Annotated in this window: 11 protein-coding genes; 10 read left to right on the top strand and 1 reads right to left on the bottom strand. The window is 58.1% G+C overall.

Annotated features, from left to right (window positions below):
- Positions 1 to 11 precede the first annotated feature (11 nt).
- The 7 genes from gap (at position 12) to QN377_RS17250 (ending at position 7082) form a co-directional block, all read left to right on the top strand.
- Positions 12 to 1013, top strand: coding sequence for a type I glyceraldehyde-3-phosphate dehydrogenase (gene gap / locus QN377_RS17280; RefSeq protein WP_095019826.1), 1002 nt, complete (start codon positions 12 to 14; stop codon positions 1011 to 1013).
- 4 nt (positions 1014 to 1017) lie between these two features.
- A complete protein-coding gene (locus QN377_RS17275) occupies positions 1018 to 1482 on the top strand; it encodes a methylglyoxal synthase (RefSeq protein WP_095001382.1) in 465 nt (154 codons plus the stop codon).
- 165 nt (positions 1483 to 1647) lie between these two features.
- Entirely contained in the window at positions 1648 to 2166 is a 519-nt protein-coding gene (locus QN377_RS17270) for an RNA polymerase sigma factor (RefSeq protein WP_095001381.1), read from the top strand.
- Between the two features lie 51 nt (positions 2167 to 2217).
- Positions 2218 to 3186, top strand: a complete 969-nt coding sequence (locus QN377_RS17265) for a FecR family protein (RefSeq protein WP_095019825.1) — start codon at positions 2218 to 2220, stop codon at positions 3184 to 3186.
- A 118-nt stretch (positions 3187 to 3304) separates the two neighbouring features.
- Positions 3305 to 5902 carry a TonB-dependent receptor gene (locus QN377_RS17260; RefSeq protein WP_322212510.1) on the top strand — a complete coding sequence of 866 codons (2598 nt, stop codon included), beginning with the start codon at positions 3305 to 3307 and terminating at the stop codon, positions 5900 to 5902.
- Between the two features lie 112 nt (positions 5903 to 6014).
- On the top strand, positions 6015 to 6623 hold the full coding sequence (locus tag QN377_RS17255; protein WP_095001378.1) for a biliverdin-producing heme oxygenase: 609 nt from the start codon (positions 6015 to 6017) through the stop codon (positions 6621 to 6623).
- A 57-nt stretch (positions 6624 to 6680) separates the two neighbouring features.
- Positions 6681 to 7082 (top strand): YbaN family protein, encoded by a 402-nt coding sequence (locus tag QN377_RS17250; RefSeq protein WP_095001397.1) that lies wholly within the window; start codon positions 6681 to 6683, stop codon positions 7080 to 7082.
- Positions 7083 to 7253: 171 nt separating this feature from the next.
- Here QN377_RS17250 and arcD (QN377_RS17245) read toward each other — a convergent pair whose 3' ends face one another.
- Positions 7254 to 8681, bottom strand: a complete 1428-nt coding sequence (gene arcD / locus QN377_RS17245; protein WP_095001377.1) for an arginine-ornithine antiporter — start codon at positions 8679 to 8681, stop codon at positions 7254 to 7256.
- Between the two features lie 454 nt (positions 8682 to 9135).
- Here arcD (QN377_RS17245) and arcD (QN377_RS17240) point away from each other — a divergent pair, with 454 nt between their 5' ends.
- The 3 genes from arcD (QN377_RS17240) to QN377_RS17230 all read left to right on the top strand — a co-directional run bounded on the left by arcD (QN377_RS17240) (position 9136) and on the right by QN377_RS17230 (position 12942).
- Positions 9136 to 10563 (top strand): arginine-ornithine antiporter, encoded by a 1428-nt coding sequence (gene arcD, locus QN377_RS17240; protein WP_029611554.1) that lies wholly within the window; start codon positions 9136 to 9138, stop codon positions 10561 to 10563.
- Between the two features lie 33 nt (positions 10564 to 10596).
- Positions 10597 to 11853 (top strand): arginine deiminase, encoded by a 1257-nt coding sequence (gene arcA, locus QN377_RS17235; RefSeq protein WP_088377977.1) that lies wholly within the window; start codon positions 10597 to 10599, stop codon positions 11851 to 11853.
- Positions 11854 to 11931: 78 nt separating this feature from the next.
- Positions 11932 to 12942: an ornithine carbamoyltransferase gene (locus QN377_RS17230; protein ID WP_095001376.1), complete on the top strand. Its 1011-nt coding sequence runs from the start codon at positions 11932 to 11934 to the stop codon at positions 12940 to 12942.
- Positions 12943 to 13021: the final 79 nt, after the last annotated feature.

Raw genomic sequence — 13021 nt, 5'->3', positions numbered from 1 at the left:
AGGCGCTTTCCATGACTCTACGAATCGCAATCAATGGTTTTGGCCGTATCGGCCGTAACGTCCTGCGCGCACTGTATACCCAAGGCTACCGTCAGGACCTGCAGATCGTCGCCATCAACGATCTGGGTGACAGTTCGATCAATGCCCATCTGCTCAAGTACGACACGGTTCACGGCACGTTCGACGCCAATGTCGAACACGATCAGGAAAGCCTGACCGTCAATGGTGACCGCATCAGCGTGACCGCCATTCGCAATCCGGCCGAACTGCCGTGGGCGGCACTGAACATCGATGTGGTGTTTGAATGCACAGGTTTGTTCACCGAGCGCAGCAAGGCACAAGCACATATTACTGCTGGCGCCCGCAAGGTGATTATCTCTGCTCCCGGCAAAAATGCCGATGCGACGGTGGTCTACGGTGTCAACCACGACATTTTGCGTCAATCCCACCACATTATTTCCAATGCTTCCTGCACGACCAACTGCCTGGCACCCGTGGCGCAGATCCTGCACCGCGAATTCGGCATTGAAAACGGCCTGATGACCACCATTCACGCCTACACCAATGACCAGAACCTGACCGACGTTTATCACTCGGACCCCTACCGCGCACGTTCGGCCACCCAGAACATGATCCCGAGCAAAACCGGCGCAGCCGAAGCCGTGGGCCTGGTATTGCCGGAACTCGCCGGCAAGCTCACCGGCATGGCCGTGCGGGTGCCGGTGATCAACGTGTCGCTGGTCGACCTGACCATTGAACTCAAGCGCGAAACCACCGCAGCTGAAGTCAACGCACTGTTCAAGGAAGCCAGCCAGCACTCCAGGGTACTGGGTTACAACACCCTGCCGCTGGTATCGAGCGACTTCAACCACAACCCGCTTTCGTCGATCTTCGATGCCAATCACACCAAAGTCAGCGGCAAACTGCTAAAAGTGCTGGCCTGGTACGACAACGAGTGGGGCTTCTCCAACCGCATGCTCGATAACTGCCTGGCGCTGCACAACGCGGAGTAACGCGATGATCGGTATCAGCTTCACCACGGCCACCCTGGCGGCGCGCAAGCGTATCGCCCTGGTGGCCCACGATCATTGCAAGGGCTTTTTGCTGGACTGGGCCGAACGCCACAAGGCAGCCCTCAGCCAGCATGACCTGTGCGCCACCGGCACCACCGGGCTGCTGCTGAGCCAGCGCCTGGGCCTGCCGATCGAAAGCATGATCAGCGGGCCGTTGGGCGGCGATCAACAGGTGGGGGCACGGATCGCCGAGCAACGGGTCGACATGCTGGTGTTCTTCTGGGACCCGTTCGAGCCCCAGCCCCACGACCCGGACATCAAGGCACTGCTGCGGGTTGCGGCAGTATGGAACATCCCCGTGGCGTGCAATGAATGCAGCGCCGACTACCTGCTCAGCAGCCCGCTGATGAGCCAGCCCCATGAACACCGCATTCCTGATTACAGTGCGTATTTGAAGGGTCGGGTTTAGGTTTATGGTGGGAGCGAGCCTGCTCGCGAAGACGCACTATCGTCTACGACCTTCGCGAGCAGGCTCACTCCCACCAGAAGGATTTCAAACCATTTCAAAACAGCACTTGACCAATAGCACAGATGATAAGCATTATCATTCGCTCAAAATCGGTCGGGTAGCACTGTGAGTCAGTCCCACTTCAATCAAGTCTTCCTTACCCAACGGGTAACCCTGCTGCGCACCCTGGAGCGGATGGTCAACAACCACAGCACCGCCGAAGACCTGCTGCAGGAGACCTACCTGCGCGTAACCCGCGCCTTGAGCGAACGCAGCGTCGAGCACCTTGAGCCCTTTGTGTTCCAGACCGCACGCAATCTGGCGCTTGACCACCTGCGCGCCCGGCGGATCCAGTCACGCACCGTGGTCGAAGATGTGCCCACTGAAGTGATCGAAGGCGTTGCCTCCCCTCTCAGCACCCCTGAAGAAGCCCATCAAGCCGCGCAACTACTGGAGCGTCTGAGTGTGAGCCTGAGCCAGTTAAGTGCCCGTCAACAACGGATTTTCATCCTCAGCCGCCTGCATGGCTGCAGTTATCAGGAGATTGCCGAAGAGCTTGACGTTTCCTTGAGCACCGTTCAAAAGGAACTCAAATTGATCATGGCAATCTGCATCGGGGTAGCCGACAGACTCAATCGCCCTTAACCTTGACCGGCGATGCCTGCTAGAACGCTCTGAAACTGCCAAGGAACATCCGTGACGGACACTCACAAATCTGCCGTGCCAGAACTGGCGCAAGACGTGCTGCAGGACAGCGCCATGGATCAGGCACTGGAATGGCTGATTACTCTTGAGTGTGCGAGCGACGAACAAAAAGCCGCTTTCGAAAACTGGCTCAATGCCGACCCCGCCCATGCCCAGGCCTTTGCCAAGGCCAATGCGATCTGGAACGGCGAACCGCTGCTGGCCGCCGCGCAAACCCTGCAAGCCCGCCGTACCCCCGGCCTGTTGCGGCGCATAGGACGACACTGGAAACACCTGGCAACTGCGGCGGTGGTGATAATCAGCGTCGGCAGCTACAGCAATGTACCGTTACGCCTGCAAGCCGATCACCTGACCGTGGTGGGCGAGCGCCAGCGCCTGCAACTCGAGGACGGCTCAAAAGTGCTGCTTAACACCAACTCGGCGTTTTCCAGCAAGGTGGTCAATGCCCAAAGCAGCGCCCGCCTGTATCAGGGCGAAGCGTATTTCGAAATTCCCGCCGACCTGGAGTTCCCGCTGGTGCTTGATGCTGGCCCTGTGCGCGTCAGCGTGCGCGACACCGCCTTCGCCGTGAGCTACCTCAATGGTGAAACACAGGTGCGGGTGCAGCGCGGCGACGTCGACTTGCGGGTCAACAGTGCCGGTGCGCAAATGCGCCTGTCGGCTGGCAACAGCGTGCGCATTGGCCCTGACGGCTTCAGCAAGACCGCCCGGCTCAACCCCCAGACCGACCTGGCCTGGGTGCAGGGGCGCCTGGTGTTCGAAAACTGCCCGATGGGCAAGGTGCTGGATGAAGTACGCCGCTACTACCCAGGCTGGATCGTCAACAACAACGACAAACTCGCCAACGTGGCAGTGACCGGCAACTACCGGCTGGATCAGCCTCTGGATATCGTCCGCTCACTGGCCCATATCACCTCAAGTAGCCTTTCAGAATTCCCGGCATTGGTAATTCTCAATTAAAAGTAGGTTTTTTTACTCGATAGCCTAAGGTCATACGTCTCGTTGTAGTCAATGCAACTGATTCGCATTTTGAGTCAGCTTCGCAACTATAAGATTCGTTCACCACGGAGCGCTATCAATGCCCACTCGTTTCAACAGCCGGTCCTCATCCAACGCCCGCAAGGGTGGTTTGCAGCAGTGCACGTTGTCGTTGTTGACCGCCGCCATGCTTTTGGCCGGTGTGCAGGCGGCTCCAGCCCTGGCGGCGACCGATGAGCAGCCGGCGACCCGCTCCGTGGGCAATTACAAGTTTGCGATCTCCCAGCAGCCATTGGCCTCCGCGCTTAACGATTTCAGCACGGTGACCGGCTGGCAGGTCGGCCTGCCGGCAGAGCTGGCGCAGAATGTGTCCTCGCCCGGCGTGCGCGGTTCACTCACCCCGGAAAAAGCCTTGGAGCGCCTGTTGATCGGCACCAACCTGGGCTACCGCAAGCTGGCCAGCAACAATATCGTGCTGGAAAAGCGCAGCAGCTCCACCGGCACCCTGGCCCTGCAACAAGTCACCATCAGCGCCACTCGCCAGGAGCAGGACGTGAACTCGGTGCCCAGCACCATTACCGTCCATGACCGCCAGGATATGGACCGCGATAACGTCAATACCATCAAGGACCTGGTGCGCTATGAGCCGGGTGTCTCGGTAGGCGGCGCCGGCCAGCGTGGCGGTATCAGCAACTACAACATCCGCGGCATCGACGGCGACCGGATCCTGACCCAGGTGGACGGCGTCGAGTTCCCCAACTCGTTCTTCAACGGCCCGTACGCCAAGACCCAGCGCAACTACGTCGACCCGGAAATCATCAAGCGCGTCGAAATCCTCCGTGGCCCGGCGTCGGTACTTTATGGCAGCAACGCCATTGGCGGTGCCGTCAGCTACTTCACCCTCGACCCCAATGACATTATCAAGCCGGGCCAGGATGTTGGCGCCCGCCTCAAGGCCGGCTACAGCTCGGCCGATCGCAGTTGGTTGAAATCCGGCACCGTCGCCGGCCGCTCGGGCGACTTCGACGGCTTGTTGCACCTGAGCCAGCGCGACGGTCACGAAACCGAATCCTACGGTGACCACGGCGGCACCGGGCTGTCCCGTACCGCGGCCAACCCTGAAGATACCAAAACCACCAACGTACTGGCCAAGCTGGGCTGGAACTACAACGATGACGACCGTCTTGGCTTCACTTATGAGAAGTACAAGGACCGCCTCGACATCAATGAAAAAAGCGCGGTCGGCGGACCGTTCAACAACGGCCAGCCGCTGGGCATGTACCTGTCGCGTAACGGCAAGGACACCATCAGCCGCGAGCGTTTCGGCCTGGAAAACAGCATGGCGCTGGATACCGCCGTGGCTGACCACTTCAAGTGGAGCCTGAACTACCAGATCGCCAAAACCGACCAGAACACCCTGGAAGACTACTTCCCCTACAGCCGTCATGTGATGCGTTCGCGCAACACCACCTACGAAGAAAAAACCTGGGTACTGGACGCCCAGGCAGACAAAGCCTTCCATATTGCTGACACCGATCACCTGCTGACCTACGGTGCCACTATCAAGCACCAGAAAGTCACCGGTTCGCGCAGTGGCTCGGGCACCTGCCTGGCAGTAGGCAATGGTTGCACCGCCGTGGGCGCCGACAGCCCGAAAGATTACCTGGTCAAATCCAGCGACTTCCCGGACCCGACCATCAACACCTACAGCCTGTTCGCCCAGGACCAGATCAGCTGGAATGACTGGACCTTCATGCCCGGCCTGCGCTACGACTACACCAAGCTGACGCCGCATATCACCCAGGAATTCCTCAACACCGTCAACAGCGACCAGAAAGGCACCGTAAGCGATGCAGACAAGGTCTGGCACCGCCTGTCGCCAAAACTGGGCGTCACTTACGCATTCAACGACAACTACACCTGGTACGGCCAGTACGCCGAAGGCTTCCGCACCCCGACCGCCAAAGCGTTGTACGGTCGATTTGACAACCTGCAGGCAGGCTACTCGGTAGAGCCGAACCCGGATCTGGAACCGGAAAAAAGCAAAAGCTACGAGACCGGCCTGCGCGGCAACTTTGACGCTGGCTCATTCGACGTGGCGGTGTTCTATAACAAGTACCGCGACTTCATTAACGAAGATGCCATCACCCCCGGCTACGACGACCTCAAGTTCCAGGCCAACAACATCAAGCACGCCACCATCAAGGGTGCCGAGGTCAAAGGCCGCCTGAACCTGGACGCTTTCGGCGCGCCACAGGGCCTCTATACCCGTGGTTCCGTGGCATATGCCCACGGTCGCAACGAAGACACCGGCCAGCCGATCAACAGCGTCAACCCGCTGACCGCCGTGATGGGCCTGGGCTACGAGCAGCAGAACTATGGCGCCCTGGTGAGCTGGACCCTGGTCAAGAGCAAGGATCAGGTCGACGACACCAGCTACTTCGCCCCCGATGGCACCAGCAAGCAGTTCAAGTCGCCTGGCTATGGTGTGCTCGACCTGACCGGTTTCTACAAGGTCACCAAGGACGTCACCGTCAATGCCGGCCTGTACAACCTGACCGACAAGAAATACTGGAACTGGGATGACGTGCGCGGCTACGACAGCGTGGGTGAGGCCGGCGTGCTGAACCCGGCCAATATGGAGCGACTGACCGCGCCGGGCCGCAACTTCTCGATAAATCTGGTCTGGGATATCTGATCAGCCACGCTCACTGCGCAGAATTCTGCTCTGCGCAGTGAGGATTTTTTACTGTGATGCGTCTTCCTGATCGTCTAGTTACAAAGCGCATCTCATTCTCAAGGATATTTTCATGACCACTGCTGATTCCGCATCACGTCCGGCCTTGCGTTCCCAACGTCTGAACCAGATCACCAACGAGCCGCATCAAAAGCTCGACGCTTTGGTCAAGGCGCACAAGCCATTTGATGACGTGGCCAGCTTCGCCCGCTTTGTCGTCGCCCAGTACCTGTTCCAGTCGGAGCTCAAGGCGCTGTACACCGACCCGGCCCTGAAAGAAATCGTCCCTGACCTGCCAGAGCGCTGCCGCGCCGAGCAAGCCAAGGCCGACCTGGCCGACCTCAACACCGAAGTGCCTGCCCCGGTTGCCGGCGCGGTCAATTCGCCAAGCAAGGCTGAAGCACTGGGCTGGATCTTCGTTTCCGAAGGCTCCAAGCTGGGCGCTGCATTCCTGATCAAGCGTGCTGTGGGCCTGGGCCTGAGCGACAGCTTCGGCGCCCGCCACCTGGGCGAGCCTGCCGGTGGCCGTGCCGAAGGCTGGAAAAGCTTTATCCGCACCCTCGACGGCCTGGAACTGACGGCTGAAGAAGAAGCCGACCTCGACAAAGGTGCAGTAGCGGCCTTTGAGCGTTTTACCGTATTACTGGAACACGCCTACGCTGCTCAGCCAGAACTGGCTTAAGCTGACAGGCCCGACCAGCGCACGCTGGTCGGGTGTCCTTTTATGCGTCCTGAGCTTATGACCCGCCAAACCCGATCCACGTCGAAAATCGCCCGAATCCTGTTCGGCTTGCTGGCCTATGTGAGCCTGGGCATTGGCCTGATTGCGATAGTGATTCCTGGCCTGCCGACCACCGAATTTATTTTGCTCGCCGCCTGGGCCGCGACCAAAAGCTCCCCGCGCTTGAGTGCCTGGCTGGAAAACCACCGGTTGTTTGGCCCGATCCTGAGCAACTGGCGCAACGGCAAGATCATCAAGCGCAACGCCAAAATCAGCGCCACTGTCAGCATGTTGTTGTGCGCAGGGCTGATGCTGTATGTGCTGGATCACAACTGGCCGGTGTTTCTGGCGATTGCCGGCATGAGCATGGGCAATCTGTGGATCTGGTCGCGACCGGAGCGCTTGCCAAGCCCTTCGTAGCAGTTGACGAGCGGAGCACTCATAAGGCTTTTTACAGGAACTGGCCCCCCTCGGAATTTATGAGCGCCGCACACCTGTGGGAACTGGCTTGCCTGCGATACTGACACCCCGGTGTATCAGGCAAACGGCGGCGATGCCATCGCGAGCAAGCCCGCTCCCACAAATCGCCACTTACAACGCCAACGCCCCGCTATACAGCGCATAAGCTGCCGCCAGTGCCGTTATCACCACCATCGCGAATATCACCTTCTCCCAGGGCTTGAACAGCAGCTCACCCTGCTCGCGCTTGGCCTTGGCGAAAAAGAACACCCCCGGTGCATACAGCAACGCCGAGAGCAGCAGGTATTTGGGCCCCGCCGCATATAACAGCCACATCGCATAAATCAGCGCCACCGCCCCTACCAGCAGGTCCTTGACCCTCCGCCGCCCCGCCCGCTCATAAGTCTCGCCCCTCACGCACAGCAGCACCGCGTAAGCTGCCGACCACAGGTAAGGCACCAGGATCATCGATGACGCCAGATAGATCAGGCTGGTGTAAGTACCGGCGGACACCAGGGTGATCACCAGGAAAATCTGGATCATCGAGTTGGTCAGCCACAGGGCATTGACCGGCACATGGTTGGCGTTTTCCTTTTTCAGGAACGCCGGCATGGTGTTGTCCCGGGCTGTGGCATAGAGGATCTCGGCGCACAGCAACGCCCACGACAACAACGCCCCCAACAGCGAGATCGCCAGCCCGATACTGATCAGTATCGCGCCCCACTCTCCCACCACATGCTTGAGCACCCCGGCCATCGACGGGTTTTGCAGACTGGCCAGTTCCGGCTGGCTCATGATCCCCAGCGACAGCACGTTCACCAGCACCAGCAGGGCCAGCACGCCGAGAAAGCCAATGACCGTAGCCTTGCCCACATCCGAACGTTTCTCGGCACGGCCCGAGTAGACACTGGCACCTTCAATACCGATAAACACGAAGACCGTCACCAGCATCATGTTGCGCACCTGATCCATCACGCTGCCCAGGCTGGGTGTTTGTGTGCCCCAAAAATCCCGGGTGAAAATATCGGCCTTGAACGCCACGGCGGTGAGCACGATAAACATCACAATGGGGACGATTTTGGCCACGGTGGTCAGCTGGTTGATAAACGCCGCTTCCTTGATCCCGCGCAGCACCAGAAAATGCACCCCCCACAGCAGCAACGATGCGCAACCTATGGCGATCGGCGTGTTGCCCTGGCCAAACACCGGGAAAAAATAGCCCAGGGTGCTGAACAGCAATACGAAGTAACCGACGTTGCCCATCCAGGCGCTGATCCAGTAGCCCCAGGCTGACGAGAAACCCATGTAGTCGCCAAACCCGGCCTTGGCGTAGGCATACACCCCCGAATCCAGCTGCGGCTTGCGATTGGCCAGGGTCTGGAACACAAAGGCCAGCGCCAGCATGCCCACTGCCGTGATTGCCCAGCCGATCAACACGGCACCACCGGCAGCATGCTCGGCGATATTTTGTGGCAACGAAAAAATCCCGCCTCCAATCATCGAGCCGACAACCAACGCGATCAGGGCGTTGAGCCTAAGCTTTTGCGTCTGTTGCGACATCGTCACCTCGCTGTACTACTTGGTTAAAACTTATGAATATCAGGCTACAGACGTTCACTGACTAAATATATGCAGTGCCCAAACGTTTAATAGATCCCCGCAATAAGCCGTGCTTCCCTGATAACCATTGCACCTATTGAAACCTAAAAAACCGTTCATATATAGATGACGATTTAATTTCATGGAGGGGTTCATGAAACTTGAAGATGACATTTGCAAATCTGGAAATACTGGCTAGCTTCAATCCCCACGACACCGTGGGTAACGAACGTATTAATACCTGAAAACATCTCTGGAGTAAGGCTTTCAGGAAGCGTCATAAAAATGCGTGATCGCGACCTTCCCCGCTCTATCAACAATGGAATGTAGTAATGCCCTGATCTATGTCAAACGGCTTGAATATCAATGGACTTAACTTTGAAGCCTCACTTCTCCTAGATTGGAGTCACTACAAATGTCTGATACTCCTGGAAAACTGCGACTGGGTGCGTTGGTTGCTCTGGTAGTCGGCTCAATGATTGGCGGCGGGATTTTTTCGCTGCCTCAAAACATGGCCGCCAGCGCTGATGTCGGCGCAATCCTGATCGGTTGGGCAATTACCGCTGTCGGTATGTTGACCCTCGCTTTTGTGTTCCAGACCCTCGCCAATCGCAAACCTGACCTTGACGGCGGCGTGTATGCCTACGCCAAGGCAGGCTTCGGCGATTACATGGGTTTCTCGTCAGCCTGGGGCTACTGGATCAGCGCCTGGCTGGGTAACGTCGGCTACTTCGTGTTGCTGTTCAGCACCCTGGGTTACTTCTTCCCGATCTTCGGCGAAGGCAATACCCCCGCCGCCATCATCGGCGCCTCGATCCTGCTCTGGGCCGTGCATTTCCTGGTACTGCGCGGCATCAAGGAAGCAGCGTTCATCAACCTGGTAACCACCGTTGCCAAGGTCGTACCGCTGGTTCTGTTTATCCTGATTGCCCTCTTCGCGTTCAAACTGGACATCTTTACCAGTGACATCTGGGGCGTAAAAAACCCGGACCTGGGCAGCGTGATGGATCAGGTGCGCAACATGATGCTGGTCACCGTTTGGGTGTTCATCGGTATCGAAGGCGCAAGCATCTTCTCTTCCCGTGCCGAAAAACGTTCGGACGTGGGTCGGGCCACCGTGATCGGCTTTATCACCGTGCTGCTGTTGCTGGTACTGGTGAACGTGCTGTCGCTGGGCATCATGACTCAGCCTGAACTGGCAAAACTGCAAAACCCTTCGATGGCGGCCGTGCTTGAGCATGTGGTCGGTCACTGGGGTGCAGTACTGATCAGCGTCGGCTTGATCATCTCCCTGCTGGGTGCCCTGCTCTCCTGGGTACTGCTGTGCGCAGAGATCATGTTCTCGGCGGCCAAGGACCACACCATGCCGGCCTTCCTGAAAAAGGAAAACGCCAACCATGTACCGGTCAACGCCCTGTGGCTGACCAACGCCATGGTGCAACTGTTCCTGATCATCACCCTGTTCTCGGCCAGTACTTATCTGTCGCTGATCTACCTGGCGACCTCGATGATCCTGGTGCCTTACCTCTGGTCTGCAGCCTACGGCTTCCTGCTGGCGGTACGTGCCGAGACTTACGAGAACGCCCTGGCAGAACGCAAGAAAGATCTGATCATCGGCGGTATCGCGCTGATCTACGCGATCTGGCTGATCTATGCCGGCGGCCTCAAGTACCTGCTGTTGTCGGCCCTGCTCTATGCACCTGGCGCCATTCTGTTCGCCAAGGCCAAGCGTGAAAGCGGCCAGCCCGTGTTCACCAACATCGAGAAAGTGATTTTTGCCGCAGTCGTGATCGGCGCCCTGGTGGCTGCCTATGGTCTCTACGACGGTTTCCTGACCCTGTAACAACCTGTTTGTGTACTTTGGAGGATGACTGTAATGACCACGGAAAAAGTGAAATACGGCGTGCATTCCGAAGCCGGTAAGCTGCATAAGGTTATGGTGTGTTCCCCAGGCCTGGCTCACCAGCGCCTGACCCCAAGCAACTGCGATGAATTGCTGTTCGATGACGTACTGTGGGTCAACCAGGCCAAGCGTGACCACTTCGACTTCGTCACCAAAATGCGCGACCGCGGCATTGATGTGCTGGAAATGCACAACCTGCTGACCGATATCGTTGCCATCCCGGAAGCCCTGGACTGGATTCTGGACCACAAAGTGACCCCCAATCAGGTGGGTGTGGGCCTGGTCAACGAAGTCAAATCCTGGCTTAAAAGCCTTGAGCCACGCCAAATTGCCGAGTACCTGATCGGCGGCGTGTCGGCAGACGATCTGCCAGACAGCTTTGGTGGCAAGACCATCCAGATGTTCCGTGACTTCCTCGGTCACACCAGCTTTATCCTGCCACCGCTGCCCAACACCCAGTTCACCCGTGACACCACTTGCTGGATCTACGGTGGCGTGACGCTGAACCCTATGTACTGGCCGGCGCGTCGTCAGGAAACCCTGCTGACCACCGCGATCTACAAGTTCCACCCTGAGTTCACCAACGCCGACTTCCAGATCTGGTACGGCGACCCGACAGTCGACCATGGCAACGCCAGCCTTGAAGGCGGCGACGTGATGCCAATCGGCAACGGCGTAGTCCTGATCGGTATGGGCGAGCGCACGTCACGTCAGGCCATTGGCCAACTGGCACAAAACCTGTTCAAGAACGGCGCTGTAGAACGAGTGATCGTTGCCGGTATGCCCAAGTCCCGCGCGGCGATGCACCTGGACACCGTGTTCAGCTTCTGCGACCGCGACCTGGTGACCATCTTCCCTGAAGTCGTGAACCAGATCGTTGCGTTCTCGGTGTACCCGGACGACAAGAAACAAGGCGGCGTGGACGTACGACGCGAAGAAGGACACTTCCTCGACGTAGTGGCCAAGGCCCTGGGCGTGAAAAAACTGCGTGTGGTCGAAACCGGCGGCAACTCGTTCGCAGCAGAACGCGAGCAGTGGGATGACGGTAACAACGTGGTGGCCCTGGAGCCTGGCGTGGTGATCGGTTACGACCGCAACACCTACACCAACACCCTGCTGCGCAAGGCTGGCGTTGAAGTCATCACCATCAGCGCCTCCGAACTGGGCCGCGGCCGTGGCGGCGGTCACTGCATGACCTGCCCGATCGTGCGTGACCCTGTCGACTATTAATCTACCCATTTGATTGCTTGCCCCGGCCCCAACACGGGGCCGGTGCAAGCCGGTTAACCCGAAACCAAGGAGATCACCATGGCTTTTAACATGAAAAACCGCAGCCTTCTGAGCCTGATGCACCACACTCCACGTGAGTTGCATTTCCTGCTCGATCTGTCCCGCGATCTCAAGCGCGCCAAGTACACCGGTACTGAAGAGCCGCACTTGAAAGGCAAAAACATCGCCCTGATCTTCGAAAAAACGTCGACCCGCACCCGTTGCGCATTTGAAGTAGCAGCCCACGACCAGGGCGCGCACGTTACCTACATCGACCCGGTTTCTTCACAGATCGGTCACAAAGAAAGCATGAAAGACACCGCCCGCGTTCTGGGCCGCATGTTTGACGCCATCGAATACCGTGGCTTTGAACAGGCTGTTGTCGAAGAGCTGGCCAAGTACGCAGGCGTGCCGGTGTTCAACGGCCTGACCGCTGAATTCCACCCGACGCAAATGATCGCCGACGTGCTGACCATGCGCGAACACAGCGACAAGCCGCTGCACAACATCAGCTACGCGTACCTGGGCGACGCCCGCAACAACATGGGTAACTCGCTGCTGCTGATCGGTGCCAAACTGGGCATGGACGTGCGTATTGCCGCACCAAAAAGCCTGTGGCCGGAAGAGTCGTTCGTTAAACAGTGCCAGGAATTCGCCAAGGAAAGCGGTGCCAAAATCACCCTGACCGAAGACCCTAAAGCTGCCGTCAAAGGCGTGGATTTTATCCACACCGACGTCTGGGTATCGATGGGCGAACCGGTTGAAGCCTGGAACGACCGTATCAAGCTGCTGCTGCCTTACCAGGTCAACAGCGACATGATCAAGGCGGCAGAAAACCCACGCGTGAAGTTCATGCACTGTCTGCCTGCGTTCCACAACTGTGAAACCAAGGTCGGCAAAGACGTGGCCGAGCACCATCCAAACCTGAAAAACGGTATTGAAGTGACCGAGGAAGTGTTCGAGTCCCCTGTCAACATCGCCTTTGAGCAAGCTGAAAACCGCATGCACACCATCAAGGCGATTTTGGTCGCGGCATTGGCTGATATCTAAGCCTGGCTCACAGTCGTTATGTGAATGCATAACGACTGTGGGAGCGAGCCTGCTCGCGAACTGTCTCTTATACACATCT

The sequence above is a fragment of the Pseudomonas sp. CCC4.1 genome (genome assembly GCF_035019225.1).
Taxonomy (GTDB): domain Bacteria; phylum Pseudomonadota; class Gammaproteobacteria; order Pseudomonadales; family Pseudomonadaceae; genus Aquipseudomonas; species Aquipseudomonas bubulae.
This window is presented reverse-complemented; position numbering and strand designations above follow the sequence as displayed.

What these genes read in the sequence shown, in the direction of transcription:
- arcD (WP_029611554.1), top strand. Translation starts at nt 9,136, where the DNA reads ATGTCTGATACTCCTGGAAAACTGCGACTGGGTGCGTTGGTTGCTCTG.
- QN377_RS17230 (WP_095001376.1), top strand. Translation starts at nt 11,932, where the DNA reads ATGGCTTTTAACATGAAAAACCGCAGCCTTCTGAGCCTGATGCACCAC.
- QN377_RS17260 (WP_322212510.1), top strand. Translation starts at nt 3,305, where the DNA reads ATGCCCACTCGTTTCAACAGCCGGTCCTCATCCAACGCCCGCAAGGGT.
- QN377_RS17250 (WP_095001397.1), top strand. Translation starts at nt 6,681, where the DNA reads ATGACCCGCCAAACCCGATCCACGTCGAAAATCGCCCGAATCCTGTTC.
- arcA (WP_088377977.1), top strand. Translation starts at nt 10,597, where the DNA reads ATGACCACGGAAAAAGTGAAATACGGCGTGCATTCCGAAGCCGGTAAG.
- QN377_RS17255 (WP_095001378.1), top strand. Translation starts at nt 6,015, where the DNA reads ATGACCACTGCTGATTCCGCATCACGTCCGGCCTTGCGTTCCCAACGT.
- arcD (WP_095001377.1), bottom strand. Translation starts at nt 8,681, where the DNA reads ATGTCGCAACAGACGCAAAAGCTTAGGCTCAACGCCCTGATCGCGTTG.
- gap (WP_095019826.1), top strand. Translation starts at nt 12, where the DNA reads ATGACTCTACGAATCGCAATCAATGGTTTTGGCCGTATCGGCCGTAAC.
- QN377_RS17275 (WP_095001382.1), top strand. Translation starts at nt 1,018, where the DNA reads ATGATCGGTATCAGCTTCACCACGGCCACCCTGGCGGCGCGCAAGCGT.